A 25,969-nucleotide genomic window follows, 5' to 3' on the forward strand; every position below is an offset into this window, starting at 1 on the left:
TCTATAGCTCCTTATGAATTTATACTTTTCGGAGCTGGAAGCATACGAATATCTTCCTCTTGAGCTTTTGATTTCTTTTCTTCGACTACTTTATCTTTACGTACGTCACGAAGGAAGAAACTTAAAATTAAACCAATAACAGAAATTGCTGTTGCCCAGTAAAAGGCATCGTTGATACCTTGGATCGTACCTTGCTGCGTCATTTTTCCAGATAAAACCTTCAGCGCTTGCTGCTGAGCCTGATCTTGTGATAAATGCAAAGTAGCAGCTACTTTTTGTACAAATAAATGAAAGCTGTTCATAAAGAATGGATCAGACGTATTCATGGAACTGCTGATTTCATTTACATGATACGTTGTACGGTTCGTAAAAATGGTCGTCATTAAACTAATACCAATTGAACCACTTACTTGACGAAGCGTATTAGACATTGACGTTCCGTGACTGCTTAGTCGCTGCGGAAGCTGATTCAAACCGGCTGTCATAATCGGCATCATTAAGAGTGACATACCGAACGAACGGATAATATAAATCGCTAAAATATGATTAAACGGTGTATCCATCGTCAGCTTCGTAAATTCAAACGTTGAAATAGATGTAATGAGCATACCAACGATTGCTAGCGGACGAGGTCCCACTTTATCAAACAATGTACCTGAAATCGGCGACATAACCAGCATAACAAGTGCGCCAGGAAGCAACAGCAGTCCTGAATCAAAAGCAGAATATCCGCGGATATTTTGCAAGTAAATTGGAAGCAAGAACATGCCTGCGTACATACTGATTGTAATCGCAATACTAATAATATTTGATAGTGAAAAAATATTATATTTGAATACACGCATATCCAATAGCGGCTTTTCAGATTTAATTTGTTGAAGAACAAATATAATTAAAAGAACTGCCCCGCCAATGATTGTAGAAAGAACAACTGAATCCGTCCAGCCGTCATTTCCAGCTTCACTGAATCCATAAAGCAATAATCCCATACCTGCAAGTGATGTCACAACAGAAGGCATGTGAACTTTTACATCCTTTGGAGGCTGAATGTCTTTTAATTGAAAGAAAGCAATAATTAATACAATGGCACCTAATGGCACCATGCCGTTAAAAAGGATGTGCCAATCATAGTTTTGAATAACCCATCCAGATAACGTTGGTCCAATAGCCGGTGCGAACATCATGGCTAAACCAAAAATCCCCATCCCTTTTCCTCGCATGTGAGGAGGGAAAATAAACACGATAATGGTCATAACAAGAGGCGATAAGACACCTCCGCCAATAGCTTGAATTAAACGGCCGGTAAGCATAATCGAAAACGTAGGTGCAATTCCGCAAATCAATGACCCTACTGTAAAACAAAACATTGCAAATAAGAACAAACGACGCACACCAAATCGTTCAATTAAAAAAGCTGAAAGCGGAATTAATGCCCCGTTCACAAGCATATATCCAGTTAACAACCACTGAGCTGTATTTGCCGTTACGCCAAACTCAGTAATCAAATGCGGGATGGCTACGTTCAGTAACGTTTGGTTTAATATCGCAAGAAACAAACCAAGCATTAAAACAATCAATAGCGGAATATGCTTTTTGATGGATCCATCACTTGTGTTTTCTATACTGGCTGTCATCATATTTCCTCCCTTCTTGAACTGTTGTAGTAAGAATTAGTCTTTCGAAATTTTTACTTCTGCGTTCATACCTGGCAGTACATGCTCTGAATAATTAGAAATAGAAATTTTCACAGGAACCGTTTGAGACACTTTTGTGTAGTTTCCATCTGAGCTTGAGTTCGATGTTAAAGATGAAAGTGAATTGGTTGCATATCCAATTTCTTCGACTTTGCCGTCGATTTTTGCACTGCTGTCTCCGTCTACCGTTACATCTACATCGTCGCCTTCTTTAATATCCTTAAGCTGATCTTCTTTAATATTTGCTACGATAAATAGGTCTTTCATATCTACTTCCGTTGCAATTTGCTGTCCAGCTTGAACCATTTGATTTTCTTTTACGTTTGTTTGAATAATTTTTCCATCTGCTGGCACTTTAGCAGCTACAGACCCTTTTTCAGCTTGAATTTTAGCAATTTCAGCATCTTTTGATACATCATTTCCTTCTTCTACTGTCCAGCTTGCTACTTTACCTGCTGCAGGTGCAACTACATTGTATACATCTCCGGATACTTTAGCGTTATCCGTTGTAATATAGTTCGATTTTTGAACGTAATAATATCCTCCTCCAATTAATAAAGCTAAAATAACGATAATTCCAATAAAATTTGTTACCATTAAGCGACTTCTAGACATTCATTACTCCTCCTTAATACTTCACTAATAAAATTACTTTTTTATATAGCTTTTTCATAAAGATATAATCTCCATCTATTATGAGATATGTTTCTTTACAATCATCTATTTGGTTAACCACCTAAATAACTTTATCATAAAGATATTTTTTCGTAAAGATATTAATTTAAAAATAATAATGGTGGTTAAAGATAATCATTGCCATCCTTTACAATTGTTTCATTTTATTTTAGAGTTAGTTTATATACGTCCGTAGTGTACAAGGAGATGGAAGCTAGCATGGATAACAATTTAGATTCAAAAATTGAACACCTTTATCAAATTAACACATCTTTTTTTCAATATATGCGGCATTTAGTCGAAGAAACATTAAAAACACAGCCTTATCACTTAACACCCACTAAATTTTATATCTTAAACTACATTGCCAGCGGCACAAAGTATATGGTAGCAGATATTTCAAATAAACTTCACTTAACCTCGGGCGCTACAACTAGCTTATTAAATCAATTGGAAGAAGAATCTCTCATTCAGCGCGTGCGAGACGAAAAAGACCGGAGAGTCGTGTGGGTTTCACTGACCGATGAATCAAAGAAACTTGTTTCAATGATTACAGAGAAGCGAAATGGATTTTTAAAAGATATGCTAGCAGCTCTAAGTGTAGAAGAACAAGAAGAATATTTTCGCTTATTAAATAAAATGGACGCCCTTTTAAGTGATAAATATGGATTTTCATATTAGATTATCCAAAAGAGCTCCGCTTCGAATTGAAGCGGAGCTCTTCGCTATTTTAGAAAGCAGAACTCATTAACGCACCTGCTTTGTCAGGAAAATCGATAAAAGGATTTCGGTTGCCTTGCAACTCAAAGATTGCTGCATTGCGATGTTTTTCATAAAGTAAAACAGTAAATTCTTCATGCCATTTTAGTAAAAGAGGAAGATCTACTCGCGAAGAGTCAATTTTATTATGATAGCGAATTAAAAAATAAAGAGTTGATCGAGCCACAATTCCTTTTCCATATTCAGGTTCAAACTTACCTTTTTCTGCTTTGCCACATCCTTCTTTCACATCTGATTGTTTTACTTCCGGCGTATAATCCGTGAAGTCAATATAAGAAGAATTACCTCTTCGACTGTTACAAGAAGGTTCACACGCAAATAAATGATGCAAATCGCCTCTCATAGGCTCTTGTTTCCCAAACCAAGATTGTGGGACAACGTGCTCACAGTTTAGCAGTATATCATTGCTTGAAAGAGAGGAGTTACTAAGCGACTGAAGTTGATCAATATCTTGCTGTATAGTTTCTAACGGATCCATCCCTTTCCCTGAGTATAGACTTTTCAGCTCCCCATTCTCCTGTAGATCCACCCAGGGATATACATATTTATGCGGCGAATAACTTAGCAAATGCTGATGCGTTTCCTTTAACAACGTTTGCATGGCTTCTCTTTCAAAGAGCGTATCTTGATAATAAAGATTTTTATTTTCTTCATCTGTCTTTTCATCATAATAACTTCGATTGTTTGCGTATTCGTGATAAAGAGCTTTTGCCTGCTGCTTTTCCATCATTAGCATATCTAAACTGCTTCTCATCCGATCACCTCTGAAGTCATTTGACGTTGAATTTCACGCAACAGCTTTTCAACAACGGTCAAGTGCACAAATCCGTTTCCTACTTCTCTTGGTGATTCATTTAATGGAAGGGTTCTTCTGATTAACTGTGCATAAAGCTCTGGTTCTGTAAGTTCTCTTCCAAACATTTCATTTGAAAGAACTTTTATCAATCCTAAGGCCCCTGCTACGTGAGGTGTTGCCATAGAGGTTCCGCTCAGTGCGGCATACTTTCCATTCAAGTAAGTTGATACGACCTTCTCTCCCGGAGCTACTACATCTACTTCGTTGTTTGAGTTGGAAAATACCGAAGATCGTTTCTCTGAATCAACAGCTCCTACGCTAATCACTTCATTATATGAGCCTGGGTACGCAAACTCATCTGTGGAGCCTTCTCCATCTCCTTCATTTCCCGCTGCGCAGACAACTAAAATATTCTGATCAACAGCATCTTGAATCGCTTCATGTAGCTCAGGCACATCCGACGGACCTCCAAGCGACATCGAAATGATATCTACTTTTTGCTCGATGGCGTAGTTAATACCTTGAATAATCCACTCGTATTGACCTGAACCATTTCCATCAAGTACTTTTAGGATAAGTAAGCCCACTTCAGGAGCCACTCCTACAACACCCGTTCCATTATGCGCTGCTGCAATTGTGCCTGCTACGTGAGTGCCGTGACCATTATAATCTTGAAAAATATCTGGATTTTGTTGATCATCTTGTGTAAAGTTTTTTCCTCCAATAATTCGCTCCTGCAAATCTGGATGTGTAACATCACAGCCGGTATCCAAAACCGCTATGGTTATTCCCCGTCCCTTTGTTTGCTTCCATACTTGCTCTGCTCCAATTAGAGCGACTCCTTCTGGGACTTCATTAAATTGATTCAATTGTTCAACTACTTGAAATGGGATAATGCGCACTTTGCTCTTCATTCAGATTCCCCCTGCAGGATTAAATGGAAGGTAGTTCATGGTGGGATCACTTTTAATCGCTTATTTTTGGAGCTTACTCATCGAGGTTTGTTGCTTCTAAACTTATTATAACACAAAAAACAGAACATATGTTTGTTTTTGTGAATTTTTTTGCAAATAAATAAAAAGCAGAAGCGGAAATTCCGCTTCTGCTTTTTATTTATTGTTGGTTTTTAGAGGAATCAGGAACGGCACATTGACCATCTGCACAAAAGGCATCATCTGCGCCTTCTGGAGAAAGGCTCTTCAAAGCGGGAGTCGGATTTTCTTCTTCCCATACTTGTTGGAGAGCTCCTACAAATGTTTCGACTGGCTGTGCACCTGAAATCGCATATTTTTGATTAACAACAAAATATGGAACACCGCTAATGCCATATTGCTGAGCCGTTGCTTCATCACTGCGCACTTCATTTGCGTATGCGTTTTTATCCGCGAGAATTTGACGTGCTTCTTCTCGGTCAAGACCTGCATCTTCTGCAACAGCAACCAGCGTCTCTTCTTCACCTAGATGTTTTGATTCAGTAAAGTATGCATATAAGAGTTTTTCTGTAATGGCTGCTTCTTTTCCTTGAGCTTTTGCAAATTTAGCTAAGCGGTGAGCATCAAATGTATTAGTTGGCTTCATATCGTCAAAATTAAAGGATAAGCCCACACTAGCTGCCTGCTGTCCGATTCCTTCATTTGCTTGCTTCGCTTGTTCAATCGTCATTCCATATTTAGCAGCAAGAGCTTCATTAATTGTTTTGCCAGTATTAACTGGGGCGTTTGGATCTAGCTCGAAACTTTTAAATTCAACCTGCACATCATCTTTGTGTGCAAATTGCTGAAGCGCTTGCTCTAATCGGCGCTTTCCAATATAACAAAAAGGACAGACAAAATCTGACCATACTTCTATTTTCATCGTGACACCTCTTCAATTCAAGATAATTCTTATCGTAGCATACCTTTGAAGAAACTCCATCATAACTTGCTCACACAAAGCAAAAAATAAGGTGTTGATTTACATACTAAGTATATTAAATCAACACCGTACTTTTATCTCACTTATTTTAAATTCATTGCTTTTAGAAGAGCATCATGTAAATACGTATTTTCGTATACTCCAGTAAATCTTTCTGAGCCGGCACCCATTGCATTTAAAGGAACGTCTGATGACGTATGCTCTTCAGTTGTCCAATCCGCAACGAACTGCTCTTTTGAATGAGCGATTGCAAATGGTCCATCTTCTTTTGATGCTTCATCTCCACCGTTATCTTTATTGTCTACTTTTTCAAGTGCTAAACCTCCGGTTGCATGGTCAGCTGTTACTAATACGAGAGTGTCTGGGTGTGTTTTAGCATAAGCTTTAGCCATCTTCACCGTATCATCAAGCTGCTTACCTGCTTTAATCATAAGTTCAGCATTATTATTATGAGCCATTTCATCAATCGCTTCCTCTTCTACTACAAGAAAGAACCCTTTTTTATTTTGTGATAGCGTATTGATTGCTTTTTTTGTCATGTCTTTTAGAGATACTTGAGGGTTGTACACATCACCTTGGCCTTCAGGAGCTTGTTGAAACATTTCTTCATTAGCAAACAGACCGAGCAATTTTGTTCCTTTAGCATATTTTAATTCATTTTCGTTATTAACGTATGTATACCCAAGTTTTTGTGCTTTGTTTACTAAGTTTCCTTGCGTTCCTTTGCTTCCTTCAGTTTTATCTTCTGGCGGGGCATCTGGATGTGCACCTTCATTTCCTTTTGTGTACCAATAATCTTCTCCGCCACCTAGAATCACATCTATCTTACTGTTTTCAAGATACTGCTTCGCGATGTCACTTTGAGCACTTCGATCTTTAACATGTGCGCCAAAAGCAGCTGGAGTTGCGTCTGTTACTTGACTTGTTGTCACAAGCCCCGTCGTTTTCCCAGCTAATTTTGCTTTTTCTAAAACTGTTTGAACAGACTTTCCTTTCATATTTACGCCAATAGCGCCATTATAACTTTTAACTCCTGAAGCCATGGCTGTAGCAGCTGCTGCAGAATCCGTAACAAATGAATTTCCTGAAGATGTATGGACTCTCCCTACTGCCGGCATATCATCCATTGCTAACTTTCCATTTGCTCCTACGGCGGCCAGTCGGATCGCATCACGATGATCGGTACCCATACCGTCTCCAACAAAAAGAATAACATTTTTAGCTTTTTGGTTATTTACGCCTTTAGCTGCTTTAGCATCTGTTGGTGAATTTGTTCCAAATGCCAGCGCTGCTACAGTTACCGCTGATAATACTGCCGCTCCAATTGCACGTTTTTTCATTGTTTACACCCTTTACTGTTTATTATTGACATAACTTAACTGTACACGCAGTCTGTTAAATCAACTTGAATAAAAGGTTAAAGGTGTGTAAAGATATATAAACTTCCATTTACAATGCATGAAAGAGGCTTTCCTTTTAGCTAATCAATACTTGGCGGAACTTCAAGCCAGCCTTTTTTAATCATAATTTCTGTTGCTTCGCTTGCATATTGAAACGCCTCTTCTCCTATCAGCATCATTTTAGCCACAATATCTCTTCGAAAACTAAATGCTGCTCCAAACGCCTGACTTCCGATACTGAAGTTACTTAGTAAAATATCGCATGTCAGCATCAAACGATCCGAAAAAGCAGGCGTTTCAGAAGTCGTTATGCTTCCTGTTGAGGCAACAGAAGGTGAAATATCGTCTTGTATAATTATTTCTTCAAGTCGCGTAATAATTTTTTTACTAAGCTCTTTTCCTTTCAAAAAATGCTTTTTCACTTCGGCATCTTTCGCCGTTTGAGAAAAAGCCTTCATTAACTTCATCCCGACAATGTTTGTTTCGACTCCATGATAAATCTGCGCTAGCTCCATCGTATTTAGTACTCTTTTGTCCGCAAATACATTTAAGCCGCTCAGATATTTTCTATCCGAAACAAACTCAACGGTAGTTGGCATCGGAATATAGGGTGGGCGGGATAAAATTCCTTTTCTCAATAAGTACTGCGTACAGGAATCGTAGCACTCTTGCGTAATTTTTGTTAAATCTTGATAAAATTTCACCACATCTTCTCTGTAGGCCTTGCCTAAACTTAATGTATACATCCCCATACTAATTTCTTTGATGACACGAAGAAACATAATATCAAATCCGTTAGTAAATAGTTTTGGAGCCTGTACATTTACGTCTTGAGATGAAAGCCCCGTTGGCACTACCGCTCCTTCTTTTTCAAATATTGTTTTTATTTTTCGTATGTATATAATGAGCTGCTCACGCAAGTCCGTCATAATTGTTTTAGCATCTTCATCATCCGCATGTTCAATCATATAATCTAACAAGCAAATAATTAACGTTTTCTGCTGATATGTCATCCACAGCGTCCCAATTTCGCTTGAGGTAATACTAGGTTTGTCAGGCACTGTTACTTCCCTCCGCTTCTTCAGCTTTGTTGAGTACGTCTGTTTCTTTGAAAATAGAGCATACTCATTGTACATTTACTTATCATTATGCTATCCAACATTCTGTTTTTTATTTCCCCCCTGACCTATAGCTTTTGGGCAATAAAAAAACAGCTCTAATTACAGAACTGCTTCTTACGTTTGATTTGCACAGTTAAGATACTAATTAATATGAAAAGGCTCATTTTTCATTAGATCACCACTATAATAAAAATTAATTAAACAGAGAATTTGTATTCTTCAGATTGGGCGGGATCAATGAAAATTTCTCTTTTAATATTGTCCATTTTCTTTTAGCTATTACTCCAATGAAACTAAGCTGTATATTCTCATCTATTGCTATCTCTTTTTAAATATGTCTTTATTACAGATGAGGTATACAGGTGCACTGTGGACAATTACAGCATCCGTATCAAAACTAAAAGCTAACTGATTCACCTTTACCCTTTTTGTCGTTTAAAGATTGTCACGAAAAAATTTTACTTTGTCCATAAATCTTTTTACACGGTCAACATCCACATGGTTTTCAAATTTACCGTCGTATTTAAATGTTGTACCTACAACTGCCCCATCAGCAATAGATAACTGTTCTTTGAAATTAGTGAAATTAACTCCTGTATTAGCAAGTAAAATTGTATTAGGAACAGCCTCCTTTACGCGCATTAATAACTGCACATCCGTCTTAGCCCCTGCTGTTAATCCAGATACACATAGCGCATCTGGTCGATTGTTAAATACCGTAGATGCAGCAATACTTTCAATTTCCCGCTCAGCCAAATACGCAGCAGATTCAGGAACAACATTATATAATAATTTAACGTTTTTGGCCCCAATTCGATGCTGATGTCTAATTGTTTCTCCAACGTTGGTATTCCAAGTACCAAAATCACTTGCATATACGCCTGTAAAAATTTCTCTAACAAACTTAGCACCAGTAGCAGCCGCTAAATCCAAAGATTTCTTAGCATCCCACAATACATTTACTCCAAAGGGCACTTTAATTTCCGACATCAATTCACCTATAATTCGTGCCATCGCAGCTACAGTTTCCGTTTTAACATCCGTTAAATACGGCATGCTAAACTCATTTGAAAACATAATAGCATCTACTTCGCCTTCTTGAAGAGCATGCAAATCCTTTCTTGCCATTTCTACTACATAGTCCATACCTTTTTCACTATTAAAATATGGATCTCCAGGCAGCGGTAACAAGTGACACATAGCAATAATAGCTTTTTCTGTTCCAAGTATTTCTTTTAACCAGGTCATATACATTGCCTCCTTATTCTACAAATACTATATATCAAGTCAACTAGTAAACCTCCTTCCAAAATAATCAGAAGGAGGAAATTTTCAAATAAAAACATCAAATAATAGAACGCTTCCAAAAGCAATAAACGAAAGCAGTGTTTCTAGTACCGTCCATGTTTTAAACGTCTCTTTTACTGTTAGACCTAGATATTCTTTTACTAGCCAAAAGCCTGCATCATTTACATGAGAGAACATTAGTGATCCTGCTCCTGTCGCAATAACCAGCAGTTCCAGATTGACTCCAGACATATGCACAATGATTGGTGAAACAATGCCGGCAGCTGTTGTTAATGCAACGGTTGCCGATCCGGTAGCAATACGAATTAATCCTGCTACCATAAATGCTAAGACAATAGGAGAAAGCGATATTTGCTCAGACATTTGAGCAATTGATGTACCTACACCGCTATCAATTAAAATTTGTTTAAATCCCCCTCCAGCTCCAATAATTAAAATAATAGATCCAACCGGAAGCAATGATTCTTCTACTAATCTTTTAATTATATCTTTCTTCATTCCCTGACGCATGCCCAAAAGATAAAATGCGGCAAAGCAAGAAATTAAAAGTGCGATGACAGGGCTGCCTATAAATACAAAAAATTTAGTTAAAAAGCTAGAAAGCGGTATATACGGAGCCATAACAGATAACACCATTAATAACACAGGTAATAAGATAATGAAAAATGAAATACCTGTGTTAGGTAATTTTTCAGATGAAGTGCTGATACGAATTAATTCAGGTTCCCCTTCAGGAATCACACGTTTATGTACCCATTTTGCGAATACAGGCCCTGCTACTATTGCTGCTGGAAGAGCAATAATCAATGAATAGAGCAAAACTTTTCCTAAGTCTGCATTATATATTCCAATGGCTGTCATCGCTCCCGGGTGGGGGGGCACAAGACCATGTACAATCGATAGGCCTGCAATTACAGGCAGTGCAATTAATAGAATATTTTGTCTTGTTGTTTTATGAATAGAAATCACTAACGGCAGTAAAATAACAATTCCAACTTCAAAAAAAACTGGAATACCTATTATAAAACCAGCAAAGAGCATCGCCCATGGCAACTTTTTGATTCCAAAAAACCTAATGAAAAACTCCGCCACCTGCATGCCAGCCCCTGAGTCTGACATCATTTTCCCTAAAATCGTTCCAAGCGCCAAGATTCCAACAAGGTGACCTAAAACACTGCCGACTCCTGTTTCATAAGCCCCCACAATTTTGTCCATCGAAAGCCCTGACATAATAGCCAGAAATAAACTGGCAACGGTTAAGCTAATAAAAGCATGCCACTTCCACCAAGAGACTCCTAATACAACAATAACAATTGCTAGGCATGTCACAAGCAATAGATACATATCCATACTAAATTCCTCTTTTCCCCCATTTAGTAAACGCTCTCATTTTTCAGGCGAAAAGAATATGTATTCTTCTCGCACTTCTTAAATATCGTAATTCACAATGTATTGCTGCATCTCTGTATTATAATAGCCCTCACTGTATTCGATGATATTTCCTTCTTCATCATAGGAATACCGTGATCTCTTTAATAGCGCTTCTCCAGCCTGCACATTCAGTCTTTCGCCTACATAAGAATCAGCTTTTGCAACAGCAAACTGATCTCGAAATTTCTCCAATGTAATATCTTGTTCTTCAATCAAATCGTATAACGACTGTGCATTTAAGTGTGTTAATTCTATCCCTTCCATACGTTGCATGGTTAAATAATGCGTGTAATGAATATAAGGTTCATTATCTAAATAGTAAAGACGTTCTATTTGAATACATTGCTCACCAAACAGCGTATATAAAGTTGTTTCTGGTGCATTTTCAATTGTCTCCGCCCCAAGCAACTTTTTCTGAATGATATGCCCTTTTTCCACCAACACTTCGGTAAAGCGTTTTCCTTTTGAGAGCCTTGAAATAGATGTATTTCGAATAACTCTTGTTCCTTTACCGCTTTTTGTTTCTAAATATCCATCTTTCACAAGTTCTTTAATAGCATTTCGAACCGTAATTTTACTTACTTGAAATTCCTCTTCCAGCTGCGGCTCAGAAGGAATATTTGTTTGAATGGGATACACGCCATGCAAAATTCGATCTTTTAAGATATTTTTTATTTGTAAATACAGTGGTCCTTTTTTTCGAGATACGTTCACTATTACATCCTCTACCTTTCTACATCGCCTACTGATTCTGTCATCGCTTTTTGTATATCGTACTGGGATGACATAGGAGTATCGCCTACGATTGTATGAGCAAGCATTCCCGCTGTTACAGCGAATGCCACAGTCTTTTCTGCTGAAAAGCTCTCTAACTCGCCATATAAAATGCCGCTTGTATAGGCGTCTCCTGCGCCTATTCTATCATAGACAGAAAAAGTAATCGTATCAGAAAATGTAAATGTATGATTTTTATATATAAAACCGCATAAAGAGTGCTTATTGTTCTTATTAATAGATCGGTGCGTACCGGCTACGACAAAAAGACCGTACTTCTTTGCTACCTTTGGAATTAGTTTCATCAGCTGCTTTCTTCTGCTTATTTCTTCTGTTTCCATCTTAAGAATGTGCATAGCATCTTGTTCATTCATCATTACGATATCTGCAAGGTACAGCATATCTTCATAATGAGGCTTTGCGCTTTCATATCCTTCATCTCCCCATAGAGACGGGCGGTAGTTACAGTCAAATACGACCATACCACCGCGTTCTTTTACCGCTTTGGCAAATGATTTCATATAGGATCGGACGGAATCATTCATTGCTAGAGAGATTCCACAAAAATGCACCACATCTACTTTCTCCGCAATATTCTCAAAATCATATATGCCTTCAGGAGCTCTGTTGAAGCTGCTTTCTGAACGGTTGGTATATGTAACTCGGCTAGATCGGGACCCAAATCCATTTTCTAAAAAATACATACCGACATGTTTTCCGCTGCGTTTAATAAATGACTGCGAAATACCTAACTTTTTAAGATAAGATACAGCCGCATCTCCCACAGCGTTATCCGGTAAAGCAGTGATCAAATATCCCGTATATCCGAAGTTCGCCAACCCCGCCGCTACATTTACCCCTGTACCAGAAAACGAATAGCTTAATGTATGAGCTTGAGAGAGTAATTCATATCCTGGTACTTGTAAACGCATCATTACCTCTCCAAATGCTGCAAAGTTCTTAGCCATGCTGATCAACTAACTTTTTCATCTTTTCGAGGAGCTCACGTACATCATTTACTTTTGTTTTTCCTGTTTTCTGGTCAATGATTGACGAATAAACATGCGGAATAATTTTTGGGACGTCGGCTTCCAAAGCAATACGCAAAATTGTTTCAAAGTTTTCTTTATCAATTCCTCCAGTTGGCTCTAAAGCGAATTCTTCTTCCCCGCAAGCGTGTGCCACAGCTCGGAATTCCTCTTCATAGCTTAACCCTTTCATAGGAAAATACTTGAGCGCGTTTCCTCCCATATCACGTACTAGGGCAATAGCTGTTTTGACTGGTACAATAGCTTGTTCATTATGCGCTGCGCTAACTGGGCCAGTCGAAATATTTACGTAGCCGACTTTGCCGGTTGGGGATACTAAACTATTAATCCAGCTATCCTTTTCACCTAGATTAGCACGTGTTGCTCCAACAGCAGGAAATACTTGATTAATATGGCTGCCAGCATAATTCTTTGCAATTTCTGCTACTACAGCTGCTTGACGATTGTCTCCAGCACCTAAACCAATTGATACTGCTCCATCAATTTCCTTTCCGTATTCTTTCATTGCTTTTACTGCTTCTTCTACAGTAGAATAATCCTTAGATAACACGCCTACTAATACATGCCCTTCTGCAGCCTCAAATACTTCTTTGGCATTTTCGACACTGTTTGCTAATACGTTTAATGCTGCACGCTCTTTATAAAAACGTTTTGTAATGTTTGACATGTCAGTTTCCTCCTACAATTTCGCGTATTCTAGACTCAATTACATGTATATCATCGCCCTTTAAAGGTCTTGGGTCGATGTCAAAATATCCTTGTCTTATCCCGTAATCACGTGTATAAATAGCAATTTCACCTTCACTCAACTCTTTTACAACTTCTTCTGCAGTTATATTAGCCTGTTCTGGAATGATTTGAATTCTAGCTCGGAATATAGCTCGGCCTGCCTCATCTTGAACAATTGTTACGTTAACGCCTTCTATGTCTTTTAATGACAGTAGCGCTTGTAAACTCTCTTTTTCTTTTGCACTTTTATCTTTCTTTTCTCCATACTCATCAAGTGCTTGAAGTAACCCAAATATTGTTTCCTTTCCTACTTTCATACTTCTTCCAATACAATGTAGTTGAACTTTCAGCCATTCGATATATTTACGTTCACCTCCAACAATTCCAGAAGTTGGTCCTTCAATTGCTTTTGAGCCACTGTAGATTGCAAGGTCTGAGTACTTTACATATTTTTGAAGGTTTTCTTCTGCGGCAGCATCCACAATTAACGGAACATTGTTTTTCTGTGCAATTTCCCACGTTTCTTCCACAGAGATCATATTTTTTTGAACTGTATGATGAGATTTCACATAAAGAATGGCGGCTGTGTTTTCAGAAATCGCTTCTTCAATATGAGTTGCTCTTCCTTCATTAGCGTAGCCAACTTCAATAAGCTTTCCTCCACCTAAATAAACCATTGTTTCAACTGGTGCCCCGTATTGTACGTTATGACCTTTCAGAATAATAATTTCTCTTTTAGGAATTTCTTCTTGATGAAGACGCTCGCTCTTGCGGCGATTTCCCTGTGTAACAAGAGCAGCTACAGAGAGAGCAATTCCACTTGAAGCTGAGTTAACAACCACACCTGCTTCTGCTCCTAAGATCTCAGCAATATAATCGCCTGCTTTATCAACTAAATCAGCGATTTCAACGTAATTTTGTCCTCCTTTTTTCATTGCATCCATTACTGTATCAGTCGGTGCTGATACACCTAAAATACTCATTCGACCGCTCGCGTTAATTACTCGTTTCAAGCCATATTTAGCATTCAATGAACGTTCCATTTACAACTACTCCTTTTGCTTTAATTATTTGCTTACCTTCTCTCTTCTCTCCTTCGGAATCAACAAACAGAACAGGCTTGTCTTCTATAGTAAAAAGAGTTAAATTGGCACGGTCTCCAACTTGTATCCTTCCTAGCTCCGGTCTATTAAGCCACTTTGCCGCATTAACAGTAACGCCATTTACTACTTCTTCAAGGCTGTATCCTAAATAAAGAAATTTAGATAATACATGAGCTAAGCTGTATACAGGCCCATTTAGTCGATTCTTTCGATAAATATCTGTGCTAATTGTATTGAATTTAACATTATGTTTTTTGGCAGCTTCTGCTACTTGAAACGAAAAACTTGCATTTCCGTGCCCTACATCTAAATGAACACCTCGTTGGATGGCCTCCATTAGGAGTGGAAGCGGCTTTCCTTCATCATCAAATAGATTATTAGCTTTTCCATTCAAATAGTGAGTAATAATGTCTCCTTTTTCTAGAATCGAAACAACTTCCTCAATAGCAGGAGGACCAGACCCGACATGAACCATTAATGGAAGTGAAATTTTACTAGACATTTTTCGAGCAAAATATAAAGGCTCAATACCGCTTTTACCTACTACACTTTTGCTTATACGGGCTTTTAAACCTACAATATTGTTTCTATATGCCTTCATGGCTTCAAAAATGTTTTCCGCTTTTAGCCAGTCCATATTTGAAAGCTCATCTGTGCGTTTTAAACCAATATGTGAAATGTTTAAAAACGCTAACAAATTAGTTTTTGCTGCATATTGGCTTTGAATTAAATCTGCTATTTGATCAGCACCGCAGCTTCCTGCATCCACTAGTGTTGTTACTCCTTGCTTCACTCCTATCTCGTCTATCTCATCTCCATATGGTTCGAAATCTGGAAACGCATGAACATGTAAATCAATCCATCCGCTGGATATGTAGGTTCCTGAGTAATCATAAACAAGCGGTGCTTTTCCTTCACCAGCTTTTGCTATCTCAGAAATTTTTCCATTTTCTATAACAATATCAAACTCTTTTTCAGTGACCGATTTGACATTCCTTAATAGAAACCGATTCTTCATTTCGTTCACTCCTCTTATGGTAGCGCTTACACTAATATTAATTATTTTTCTGTTTTTACAAATGTAGAATAACATACAGAAATAAATAAGTAAATATAACGTTATAATGTTTAAGTTTAAAAAAAATAAAAAGCGACCAATAGCCGCTGGTTTTTATCTTTTCTTGAATATATATGTCACTTTTGTTAATTCTTCCGATATGCTCCATAGCCTTTCAGCTACGTCCGGTTTAAATAAAACATCTCCCATCCTATCTTTTGCAGGATATCCTTTTTTAGCATCTTTTCCGTCTGGCCCAATATATGTACCGCCTTCTATTGATTCAGTGGCTGCATAAAGAGTAGGCAGCGCGCCCATTTCTGCAGATTGACTAAATAGCTTGACTAAAAATTTCAGCAAGCCGTTTGGCTCTTTACCTGAACCTCGTGATAATAGGTTAGTATTTGAAATACCCGGATGTACCGCAGCACTAATTGTCGTCGATCCAGCTGCTTCTAAGCGGTTTTGCAGTTCTTTAGCAAACAATAGGTTGGCGAGTTTACTTTGCCTATAGAACTTCATTGGACTGTAGCCTTTTTCCCCGTCTAGATTATCAAAATAGATTTTTCCAGAATTAGCAGCTATACTGCTTACCGTTACGACTCTTGAATGTGGAGTTGCCATTAGTAAAGGAAGCAGCAAACCCGTAAGCGCAAAATGTCCTAAATGATTACAGCCAAACTGCAGTTCAAATCCGTCTTTCGTTTTGCTGTGAGGCGGAACCATCACGCCTGCATTATTAATGAGAAGGTCCAAAGACGAGTATTGTTGAAGAAATTGATTAGCAAAATGCCGAATAGAGCTCAAGTCACTGAGATCTAATGACATAATAGTCACTTTAGCATTTCCGTTATCCGCTTTAATTCTCTTCTTAGCTTCTTTCCCTTTTTCCTCATTACGCACAGCAAGAATGATTTCTGCTCCGCGAGCTGCTAGAGCCCTTGCTGCTTCAAATCCAATACCGCTGTTTCCTCCCGTTATAAGGGCTGTTTTTCCCGTTACACCGGGCATTCGTTCAGCTGTCCATTTTGTTATCATATAGGTTCTCCCTTTCAGCTATAGCTGTTTTTCTAAAATTCACGCGTCTAAGTCACACTAAATTAACGTTTTTTTAAAATTAAGGTATGTATAAAGTATAATGTCTTCAAAACAAAAGGGACAAGCTTTTTCAAAGCTTGTCCCTTTTGTTTGTTTATGTGGTTCGCGGAGAATCGTAGCGTCCAAACCAGTCGTATCGGTTTGTGGAGACCCATTTGTATAGCGGACTAAACGCTTTGTTCATTAATGGTAAATGCAAAAGCACACCTATTGGGAATGTAAGAGGCAAAACAGCTAAAAGCCGTCTGACCGTTTCAAATCCTGCTAGAACTTCCCCTTTTTTGGTCACCATATGAATTTGATCATATAAGTCTCTTCCCTCTTCTTTTAAGTAACTATACTCCGTTCGTTCAATGTATTGAACTGGAATCCACTGAATTTGGTTCGTCCAGTCCAGCGCTTTAATTATTTTTTTTACGTTGTAACATAAAGGACATTGCGCATCAAAAAATACTTTGTGTTTCATTGTTTCCACCTTTCTTCTTTTGTTTCTTTTTCCTTAATTTATAAATACCCTTTTCTCCTTTTTAATAACCACTATTGGGAGGCACTTCTTGTGCATCCTGGCTTTAAAACAAACATTTTTTGTGGGGTTTCTTTTGTGAAGCCGCGAAAGAAGACAGGATTTTTTTATAAAATATCACTTTTTTGGTTTAAAGCGCTAAAAACATGTTAGAATAGATTTCATATTGATTTGAAGCAGTAGGTGCACGCATTTAGTCACATACTAAAAAGGACTAAATAAATATAATGATAAAAGGTAAAGGTAATGTCTTCATAAACTTATCATGGAAGTAGGTTTATAAATAACGAAGAAAAAAGGAGGAACGGGTGTTACTTTTATCCCTTTCATATAAGCTTTTTTACGTAAGGATGTGTAAACGATGAAAAATAAGTACATGCTGTCAGCTTCAGGTATGTATATTAACTACTTTCTACTGGGCATGGTCAATATCATGCTTGCATCAAATATGTCATTTTTGACAAAACAATTAAATACCGACGGTGCTGGAATCAGCTATATCATTTCTGCTATCGGAATTGGAAAATTGCTTTCGTATTCTCTATCAGGCGTCTTGTCTGATAAAGTCGGACGAAAGCCTTTGATTATTGTTTCGTCTCTGACGATGGCGATTTTTTTAATTGGCATTCCATTATCGCCAAATTATCAAACAGCCTTTATCTTTGCTATTATCGCTGGTATTGCAAACTCTGCTATGGATGCTGGAACGTACCCTGCTTTGATTGAGGTCTTTCCTAAATCTTCAGGTTCAGCCAGTGTTCTTGTAAAAGCATTTATTTCTGCAGGAGCGGCACTTCTGCCGTTTATGATTGCCTTTTTTGCAGATCGTGATTTGTTTTATGGGTATGCTTTTTTTCTTCCTGCTCTTATTTATTTACTAAATATGATCTTTATGTTCAAACTGCCTTTTCCCAATCATAAACGCGAACAGAGTACAGTTCAACAGCAAAATACAGCAGAGAATAAATTTATCTCTGCTCCTAAAATGAAACAAGAAGGAATTGCTCTTATTGTGATTGGATTTACTTCTACAGCGCTTTTTACGGTGGCTCAAATTTGGCTCCCTACTTACGGTCAACAAGTATTAGGTATGGCTGAAAGCAGCTCGGTCCGCCTTTTAAGCTACTACAGCATTGGAGCTTTAATCTCTGTTTTAGTATTAGCTGTATTATTAAGCAAAGTGCTTCGTCCTGTAACGGTTATTCTCGTTTACCCGATGATTACCCTTATAGCCGTACTTACGCTTCTTTTTGTTAAAGTACCTGCTATTGCAATTGCAGCTGCTTTTTTCATGGGATTTTCTACGGCTGGGGTCTTTCAATTAGCGATTACTGTTATGACCGAGCTTTTCTGGAACAAAAAAGGAACGGTTACTGGAATTGTAGCGACGGCTGCTGGACTAGCTGCTATTTTATTGCCTTTAGCAACAGGGCTTATGTCTAAAACGGGACATATTTCAATTATCTTTATTTTTGATGCGATGCTTTCAGTAGTAGGTATGGCAGCGGCAGCTTTTGTTAATTACCGCTACCGCAAAATTTTAAATAAAAATCGCAGCGAACAAATTCAAGAAACAGCCTCATAAAAAAGAGGCTGGGGCAAAAATATTTTAGAGAAAGTAAAAAAACGAACCATTAATCAATGGTTCGTTTTTTTGCTATGGTGAATGTATGTGTCATTTGTTTAGGTCCTTCTAACAGTTGATTGGGGAGCAAGGCGAAAATTCCTGCGGGAAAAGTGGAACAGATCAGACCCCGCAGGAGCGCAAAAGACGAGGAGGCTCATCGGCCACCCGCGGAAAGCGAAGACTTGTACGGAAATCAACTGCGGTGGCACAAGCAATCCATACGAGCTCATGTATACTATTTGTCCGCCTTTAGATTGAATTAATTGGGTAATGTCTCAACCTCTTCTTAACTTTTCTTTTTAACTCATTTTCTCAGCTGATTTTTGCTTCATAAACAGGAACATCACACCTGAAATAACCGCGAAAACAGCTAAAATGTAAAAAGTAGAAGGCAGCGGAATCACGCTGACTAGTGACCCCATAGCTAAGCTGCTGACAACTGCTGAAGTTTGTATAGCCGTCATATATGCCGTTGTGGCTAGTCCAATTTGACGCGGAGCCAGTGACTGAGCATATACCATTCCCACTCCCATTGTAGCGGACAGAATAAAAGCATAAAATACTTGAAGCACAATTAACCCACTCAGCGGTAAATGAAGGCTCGTTAAAATAAAATAAAGCACTTGGCAAGCAATTCCAATGATAAAGAATCGTTTAACTCCGATTTTATCAGAAAAATAGCCCCCTAACGGCATAAATACTAGCTCAAAAACAGATGTAACGGTAAAGAGAATCCCTACAATCGAAACGGATTGTTTTAACGTATCCGTTATGTAGAGCGGCAAATACATAGAACGCCCGGAATCACCCGCAAAAATGAAAAGAGCTGCTACGAATACAGCTATTAATACAGAAGGTATACCGGCTGGCGCTTTTGAAGATGCATGAGCCGAAGTTTGAGGCATACTGTCTTCTTTAAGCGCAAAAAGAACCCACCCTAAAGTTGCTAGCGATAACAACCCTGATAATAAAAATAAAAGAGTATACCCTCCGTGATCAATAATTAAAGCGCCAAGCATAGGTCCAAAAATATAGCCTTGTGAAAAAGCCATTCGCACGGTACCAGTAATCGTACCTGCCTGCGATTTGCTTTCTTGCTTTTTAACAATAAAATCATTCAGCAGGGCAAAGAAAAAAGAAAACGCATTAAACCCTCCTATAGCAAGTAAAATGAGTGCTATTGTATAAGAATGCGTAAACGCTAACGGCACTCTTGAAATGGTTCCAATCAGTAACGCCCAAATAATAAATGGCTTTCGTTTCCCCCATTTGTCTGATAACGAAGCTAAATAAAACGATACGATTAAACCAATAATGCTCATTGGCACAAATAAAAATCCTGCTTGAAAAGAAGTGGCATGCAATGTATTTGTTGCCCAAACCGTTAAATAAGGCATAAAGCCGCCAACGGATAATCCAATAATAAATAATGAAATAAAAATCGTTCGAAAATCCCGGTCTGTAAACACAATCTTTATGCCTGATACAAACGAATTTTCTATTTTCGACATAAACTCATTTCAACCCTTTCTATCCAGCTGTCAAACGTTCCATTTCCGCAAAAAAATGCACCTTTCTTCAAGAAAAAGTAGAAGAAAGGTGTGTAAATGAAGGTTATTTTCCAATTTGTACAGCAATTTTTTCTTTTTGTTCTTCTTTGCTGATAAGTTCTTTGAATTTGGTCAAAAGAGGTGCTTTTAATTCTTCATCTTTTAATGCAAAAGCAAGAGTCGTAAAAATAAAATCTAACTTTTCTCCTGCATCATAACGTTCGCCCTCGAATTCGTAAGCATAAATAGAACGGTCTATATTCATACGCTGAATAGCATCTGTTAGCTGAATTTCCCCGCCTTTTCCAGCTTCCTGCGTTTCAAGATACTCAAAAATGTCAGGTGTAAATACATAGCGTCCAATAATTCCTAAATTAGACGGAGCTTCTTCGACTGATGGTTTTTCTACAAAACCATTCACTTCGTATAACCGGTTTTTATTTGCTTTTGGATCTATAATCCCGTAACGGTGAACGGATTCTTCCTCTACGCGCTGTACGCCGATAATCGATGATCCCGTTTGGTTATACTGGTCAATCAGCTGTTTTAAACAAGGCTGATCTGGGTCTGTTAAGTCATCTCCAAGTAAAACTGCAAACGGTTCGTTTCCAATAAACTGTCGAGCACAGCCAATTGCATGGCCAAGGCCCTTCATTTCTTTTTGACGAACGTAATGAATATTCGCTAGTTCAGAGATATGCTCCATTTCTTCTAATAGTTCAGTTTTTCCCTTTTGATGAAGCAAGTGCTCCAGTTGAATATTGTGATCAAAATGATTTTCAATTGCTTGTTTCCCGTTTCCTGTAACAATTAAAATATCTTCGATTCCTGATTTTAAGGCTTCTTCTACAATAAATTGAATTACGGGCTTATTTACAATTGGAAGCATTTCTTTTGGGATAGATTTTGTAACGGGTAAAAAACGAGTACCTAACCCTGCTGCTGGTATAACTGCTTTTTTTATAGTCTGCATATTATATTTACTCCTCTCTGTTAGTTATCTAGCTGCCTTACATCTATTACGCTTTGACAGGCACCACATTGAAAATTTCTTTCACTCCTTGCTTGTATCCTCCCGCTGAGCGAAGTGATTCTCCAATTTGTTGTGCATGCTGTTTATATGTGTGAGTAGTTAAAACGTCGTTAACTGTCTTTTTGATTAGCTCAGCAGATACATTATTTTTATCTAATTTTACACCTGCTCCTAACTCCTGCACGCGATCGCCAACCATAAATTGATCCACTGCCATTGGAATAACGACAAGGGGCGTATCGTAGTATAAACCTTCACTGCTGCTGTTCATTCCGCCGTGAGTAATGAATAAATCCGCACGTTTTAAAATTTCTAGCTGCGGTACGTATTGTTTCACAACGAAGTTTTCTGGAATGTGTGCTAATTCTTCAGGTTTGGTATTTTTACCAATAGATAAAATAACTTTACCCTCAAAATCTTTTAATGCTTCTACACATAAGTTATAGATTTCTAGCTGCTGATTAAAAATAGTTCCCATAGAAACAAAAATAATTTTTTCATTTTCATTTTGTAAGTAAGAAGGATCTTCAATGTCTAATCGTTTAACAATTGAAGGACCAATAAACTTGTACTCACTCGTAAATTCAGATACGTTTGGCTGAAAGAATTCTGACGTAAATACTAGCGTAATATCCCCTGGATTCGACATAATGTCAATGGAATCTTTTAACTGAGTATTATATTGGTTGTTGAACTTATTTAATGATTTTTCGAATTGAGGATAAAAGGTAGATTGGTCAGGTTCTGTTTGACCACTTGGCATCATACAAGTTGCTAACTCCTTATTTAACGCAAATGTTGTACAAAGAGAAACCTTCGGAAGCTGAAGAAGGTCGGCCACAGCGGAACCTGCTAAAAGGTGATAATCATAAAGTACATAATCATATGTTTCATGTTTCGTTTCACTCATAATTTTAGTAATAATATTTTCAGATTCATTTAAAAACAAATTCATTATTTCATAGCGGTCATAAGACTCTTCGTTTGTCATCCGGTTGCTCATATCAAGACTTGGACGAAAATCTTCGTATTCACGAAATTCCGCGCCTGATTTCCGAATTTTTTCAGCATAGTCTTCAATGCCGTAATAGACGACCTTTTCCCCTTGAGCCATCAACTCTTTTACAATTCCTAAAGAAGGATTCACATGTCCTTCACCTGGAAAGCCTATTACTAATACTTTTCCCATAACATTCATTCCTTTCACGTAGTTAATAATTAAATTACTTAATTGTTCATTTGGTAAATTTATTGTATAGAAACTGAATTTACTATAAATTATCTTTATCGTAAAGTCATTAAGCGTTTTCAACTAAAAAAAGGTTAAATAGGCTCATTTTGGAATATAGTTATAAATTAACTCAAGAAAAACAAATATTGTAAAATTTATCTCGTTTGTAAATAGATGTATACGCTTCATTATGATGCAAATAAAAAACACACCTCACTAAATCAAGCAAGAGGTGTGTTTTTTATTTAAAAGTTGTATAACTCCCATATATCTGAGGTTTCTGAACCAATATACCAAGCTGCCGCCCCACCTAAATGATAGTCATTAATTAATTTAACCCGGCGCTGCATAGATGCTTTGTCTTCGAGCCATATTTGATGCTTCGTACCATCTTCCGTGTATTCTACATAGTACTGTGAGGCTTGGCTATCCCATTTTTTAGCTAACTTTTTAGAAGAGATAACAGCTTCGGCTTCTTTCATCGTTAAGTCTTTTGTGACAACTTTTTTGGTCGATAGGTCCGTTTTCCATTCTCGCGTATAAAAAGGAACTCCCAGAAGGATTTTGTGTGCAGGTACATCTTTCATAAGAAGTTGTGCGCCTTCTTTCACCCAAGGCAGTGAAGCAACAGATCCTGGAACCTGACTTCCTCCCCAGTGTTCTTCATATCCCATCATAATGACATAGTCTGCCACTTGACCAATCTGTTTCCTATCAAAGCTTCCCGACCAAAAAGGATCATTATTTTCTCTTGTTATGTCTACTGAAATAGTCATACCATGAGGTTTTAACGCTGCTTTTAATTCTTTAATAAATAAAACAAAATCTCGTTTGTTTTTGATATTAATGTTTTCAAAGTCAACATTGATCCCATCGCTGTTTGTTTTTACTAGCGAACTTTCTATTGATGATACAAGCTTTTTCCGCTTTGCTTTATTGCTTAGCACATCACTTGTAAGTACATCATCAAAATTGTTGCCAATAAGCGGCCAGACTTTTTTGCCGTTTTTATGAGCCGTTTGAACATATGATTCATTTATAGAAGATGAAACAACTTTGTCATTCGACGTTAGCGTAAACCAACGAGGTGAAACAACGTCTAAATTCTTTTGCTTCATCGATTCTGTATAGCCTGCTGTTTTTTCATTAAAGCTCCAACCCATAACTACAGGCTGATGCTTCTTTTGCACTAAATCAGATTTTTTGATCCAGCCCTTTTTCCCTTCCAAAAGCTGTACTTGTATATAGTAATCAGGAATAATAAGCGTTTGTCCGGGCTTAATATTTGTTGAGGATAGCTGATTTAACTTTGTTAATTCATTTGCTTTTACACCGTACTTTACGGAGACTTTCCAAAGCGTATCTCCTGATACTACTTTATGTAACAAGCCTTTTGGTGGTATTTTCAGCGTTTGCCCTGGAATCAGCTCCGTCTTTTTTAGCTGATTTTGTTTTATTAGATCACTGACTGTTACACCGTATTGCTTAGCTAGTAACCATAGTGTATTTCCCGGCACTACCGTATGAGTAGTAACCTGAGCTGCATCTCCAGCTTCAGATGAAATGACAGGAAATTCTTCTCCTTTTTTCACTGTCTGCATAACAGAAGAATGTAAGGAAGGAGAACGATATACGTTTACGTTGTCACCTTTGACAGTGCCCACTGAAGAAACAGCGGCTCCTTTACTCATCGGGGCCAATCCTCCACTGAAAAGACAGAGAACGATCAGGCTCATACATATTTTCTTCATTTTATAATTTCGCCTCCCCACTTTTTGACATCACCTGTCTAGTTTACTACTCCTATAAGATAGAATCCTAGAGGTACATTGTGGTAAAGAAACGTCTGGGTATACGTGAAATACAAATAAAAAAGCTTACCGTCCGATGACGATAAGCTTTCGTTTCTTATGCATTTCCCACTACATTTTGATCCTTAATATCCATATCAATTGTATTAGCGGTACTGGAACTGCTTGTAATATTCATAAAATTCCCTGTGTTCCCGCTGCCAGAACCGACTGTTGTAAAAGCTGTACTTTTTGGCTTAATAGCCAGACAATCACCAAACTCCACTGAAGATGAAACCAATACATTCGAGATATTTACGGCTCCTACTACCGATGGCATCTGCCTCTCCTCCTGTTCATTATCTATCTGCTATATGATATGAGCAGAAGGTCAAAAAGTAGCTTTTTCATCTTTTTAATTTTATTAAGGATCAATTCGTTTATACCTTGATTCTGCAAACATATATACTCCGTATGCCATAAGGCCGATTGATACGATAGCCAGCAGTACAGACCCAAAAGGACGCTGTGCTACTTCAGCAAGGGCTCCATCTAACCCTTTCGTTTCGTCTGGATCCGCTTGAAGAGCCGTGCGAATAAGAAAGAAACCAATAATGCCAAAGACGATACTTCGAGCAATAATACCTGCTTTTCCAATATGCCCGCTCCATCGCCACTCTTCTTTTGACATTTCGTTTTTCTTTAGTTTTTTTAAGAAGCGTCCTGAAAGAGCCCAATATACTTGTCCAATCCCAAAGATAATAACGCCGATACCTGTAAGCGCAATGATGGTTTGCCCAAAGGGATAAGATAACAGCTTGGCTGATACCGTTTGATAATGCTTACCTGAGGTATGAACGTGAGCATGAAGCAAAATTTTCACCGAACTCACACAAAGACTAATATAAAACGTCGCTACAACTAAATAGCCCAAACGAGTGAAAACGCCTTTTACCCCATGCCCAACGTGGTGAGGATCAAAAATAGCAGAAATGATTTGCCAAAACGCATATCCACTTAAACCTACTGCCAAGACAATTAAAATCAAAAATCCAAACGGCTGCTTTGCAATTGTGTGCAGGGCTCCTTGAGAAGTAACTAAATCGCCTTTTAATCCGAAAGCTGTCTGAATCGCTAATATACCGATGATAAAATAGACCACACCTTGAGCCACATGACCAAACCGTGAAAAACGTACGACAAATGGCTTAGTACGTTCTTTTAAGCGATGTAACTTTCGACCAAACGTATCTTTTTTAACAAATGGAGATTCACCCATACGTTTC

General features: G+C 37.9%; 24 protein-coding genes. 2 read left to right on the forward strand and 22 right to left on the reverse strand.

Features of this window, described 5'->3' with window-relative positions:
* Positions 1–11: 11 nt before the first annotated feature.
* Positions 12–1,637, reverse strand: coding sequence for a DHA2 family efflux MFS transporter permease subunit (locus AC0KUU_RS12680; RefSeq protein WP_034275603.1), 1,626 nt, complete (start codon positions 1,635–1,637; stop codon positions 12–14).
* Positions 1,638–1,670: 33 nt separating this feature from the next.
* On the reverse strand, positions 1,671–2,309 hold the full coding sequence (locus tag AC0KUU_RS12685; RefSeq protein WP_013082429.1) for a biotin/lipoyl-containing protein: 639 nt from the start codon (positions 2,307–2,309) through the stop codon (positions 1,671–1,673).
* A 279-nt stretch (positions 2,310–2,588) separates the two neighbouring features.
* Between AC0KUU_RS12685 and AC0KUU_RS12690 the strand changes: the two genes are divergently transcribed.
* A complete protein-coding gene (locus AC0KUU_RS12690) occupies positions 2,589–3,050 on the forward strand; it encodes a MarR family winged helix-turn-helix transcriptional regulator (RefSeq protein WP_016763546.1) in 462 nt (153 codons plus the stop codon).
* A 49-nt stretch (positions 3,051–3,099) separates the two neighbouring features.
* Here the strand turns inward: AC0KUU_RS12690 and AC0KUU_RS12695 are convergent, their stop codons facing one another.
* The 14 genes from AC0KUU_RS12695 to AC0KUU_RS12760 all read right to left on the reverse strand — a co-directional run bounded on the left by AC0KUU_RS12695 (position 3,100) and on the right by AC0KUU_RS12760 (position 17,395).
* Positions 3,100–3,903 (reverse strand): endonuclease I family protein, encoded by an 804-nt coding sequence (locus AC0KUU_RS12695; RefSeq protein WP_322551899.1) that lies wholly within the window; start codon positions 3,901–3,903, stop codon positions 3,100–3,102.
* The gene (locus AC0KUU_RS12700) at positions 3,900–4,859 is read right to left on the reverse strand and encodes a S8 family peptidase (RefSeq protein ID WP_043979318.1); all 960 of its coding nucleotides are present in this window, start codon (positions 4,857–4,859) and stop codon (positions 3,900–3,902) included. The genes AC0KUU_RS12695 and AC0KUU_RS12700 overlap by 4 nt, the downstream gene beginning before the upstream one ends.
* Before the next feature lie 199 nt (positions 4,860–5,058).
* The gene (locus tag AC0KUU_RS12705) at positions 5,059–5,799 is read right to left on the reverse strand and encodes a DsbA family oxidoreductase (protein ID WP_034653288.1); all 741 of its coding nucleotides are present in this window, start codon (positions 5,797–5,799) and stop codon (positions 5,059–5,061) included.
* A gap of 143 nt (positions 5,800–5,942) precedes the next feature.
* Positions 5,943–7,199: an alkaline phosphatase gene (locus AC0KUU_RS12710; RefSeq protein ID WP_162213904.1), complete on the reverse strand. Its 1,257-nt coding sequence runs from the start codon at positions 7,197–7,199 to the stop codon at positions 5,943–5,945.
* 140 nt (positions 7,200–7,339) lie between these two features.
* Positions 7,340–8,320 carry a DUF3231 family protein gene (locus AC0KUU_RS12715; RefSeq protein ID WP_043979324.1) on the reverse strand — a complete coding sequence of 327 codons (981 nt, stop codon included), beginning with the start codon at positions 8,318–8,320 and terminating at the stop codon, positions 7,340–7,342.
* Between the two features lie 495 nt (positions 8,321–8,815).
* Entirely contained in the window at positions 8,816–9,628 is an 813-nt protein-coding gene (locus AC0KUU_RS12720) for a BtpA/SgcQ family protein (RefSeq protein ID WP_097823924.1), read from the reverse strand.
* Positions 9,629–9,712: 84 nt separating this feature from the next.
* A complete protein-coding gene (locus AC0KUU_RS12725) occupies positions 9,713–11,038 on the reverse strand; it encodes a GntP family permease (RefSeq protein ID WP_473452337.1) in 1,326 nt (441 codons plus the stop codon).
* Between the two features lie 78 nt (positions 11,039–11,116).
* Positions 11,117–11,833 carry a GntR family transcriptional regulator gene (locus tag AC0KUU_RS12730; RefSeq protein ID WP_043979332.1) on the reverse strand — a complete coding sequence of 239 codons (717 nt, stop codon included), beginning with the start codon at positions 11,831–11,833 and terminating at the stop codon, positions 11,117–11,119.
* Positions 11,834–11,844: 11 nt separating this feature from the next.
* On the reverse strand, positions 11,845–12,861 hold the full coding sequence (locus AC0KUU_RS12735) for a sugar kinase (RefSeq protein WP_043980571.1): 1,017 nt from the start codon (positions 12,859–12,861) through the stop codon (positions 11,845–11,847).
* On the reverse strand, positions 12,854–13,609 hold the full coding sequence (dagF, locus tag AC0KUU_RS12740) for a 2-dehydro-3-deoxy-phosphogluconate aldolase (RefSeq protein ID WP_043979334.1): 756 nt from the start codon (positions 13,607–13,609) through the stop codon (positions 12,854–12,856). Before dagF ends, AC0KUU_RS12735 begins: the two co-directional genes overlap by 8 nt.
* Position 13,610: 1 nt before the next feature.
* Positions 13,611–14,714, reverse strand: coding sequence for a DgaE family pyridoxal phosphate-dependent ammonia lyase (locus AC0KUU_RS12745; RefSeq protein WP_043979337.1), 1,104 nt, complete (start codon positions 14,712–14,714; stop codon positions 13,611–13,613).
* Positions 14,692–15,792 (reverse strand): amidohydrolase/deacetylase family metallohydrolase, encoded by a 1,101-nt coding sequence (locus tag AC0KUU_RS12750; RefSeq protein WP_097823928.1) that lies wholly within the window; start codon positions 15,790–15,792, stop codon positions 14,692–14,694. The genes AC0KUU_RS12745 and AC0KUU_RS12750 overlap by 23 nt, the downstream gene beginning before the upstream one ends.
* Before the next feature lie 153 nt (positions 15,793–15,945).
* Positions 15,946–16,869, reverse strand: a complete 924-nt coding sequence (locus AC0KUU_RS12755; RefSeq protein ID WP_043979342.1) for an oxidoreductase — start codon at positions 16,867–16,869, stop codon at positions 15,946–15,948.
* A 154-nt stretch (positions 16,870–17,023) separates the two neighbouring features.
* Positions 17,024–17,395, reverse strand: a complete 372-nt coding sequence (locus AC0KUU_RS12760; protein ID WP_028408045.1) for a thiol-disulfide oxidoreductase DCC family protein — start codon at positions 17,393–17,395, stop codon at positions 17,024–17,026.
* 418 nt (positions 17,396–17,813) lie between these two features.
* On the opposite strand from AC0KUU_RS12760, the gene AC0KUU_RS12765 reads away from it, so the two are divergent.
* Entirely contained in the window at positions 17,814–19,037 is a 1,224-nt protein-coding gene (locus AC0KUU_RS12765; protein ID WP_043979346.1) for an MFS transporter, read from the forward strand.
* A gap of 341 nt (positions 19,038–19,378) precedes the next feature.
* Here AC0KUU_RS12765 and AC0KUU_RS12770 read toward each other — a convergent pair whose 3' ends face one another.
* The 6 genes from AC0KUU_RS12770 to AC0KUU_RS12795 form a co-directional block, all read right to left on the reverse strand.
* Positions 19,379–20,590 carry a sugar efflux transporter gene (locus AC0KUU_RS12770; RefSeq protein ID WP_043979348.1) on the reverse strand — a complete coding sequence of 404 codons (1,212 nt, stop codon included), beginning with the start codon at positions 20,588–20,590 and terminating at the stop codon, positions 19,379–19,381.
* Between the two features lie 103 nt (positions 20,591–20,693).
* Complete coding sequence (gene galU, locus AC0KUU_RS12775) at positions 20,694–21,602, reverse strand: UTP--glucose-1-phosphate uridylyltransferase GalU (protein ID WP_322551898.1); 909 nt, start codon at positions 21,600–21,602, stop codon at positions 20,694–20,696.
* Positions 21,603–21,648: 46 nt separating this feature from the next.
* Positions 21,649–22,851: a macrolide family glycosyltransferase gene (locus AC0KUU_RS12780; protein WP_162213899.1), complete on the reverse strand. Its 1,203-nt coding sequence runs from the start codon at positions 22,849–22,851 to the stop codon at positions 21,649–21,651.
* A gap of 287 nt (positions 22,852–23,138) precedes the next feature.
* Complete coding sequence (locus tag AC0KUU_RS12785) at positions 23,139–24,584, reverse strand: glycosyl hydrolase family 18 protein (RefSeq protein ID WP_340597677.1); 1,446 nt, start codon at positions 24,582–24,584, stop codon at positions 23,139–23,141.
* A gap of 217 nt (positions 24,585–24,801) precedes the next feature.
* Entirely contained in the window at positions 24,802–25,023 is a 222-nt protein-coding gene (locus AC0KUU_RS12790; RefSeq protein ID WP_013056204.1) for a spore germination protein, read from the reverse strand.
* Between the two features lie 84 nt (positions 25,024–25,107).
* The gene (locus AC0KUU_RS12795) at positions 25,108–25,962 is read right to left on the reverse strand and encodes a DUF1206 domain-containing protein (protein WP_014460878.1); all 855 of its coding nucleotides are present in this window, start codon (positions 25,960–25,962) and stop codon (positions 25,108–25,110) included.
* Positions 25,963–25,969: the final 7 nt, after the last annotated feature.

This window comes from Priestia sp. ST2 (genome assembly GCF_055810735.1).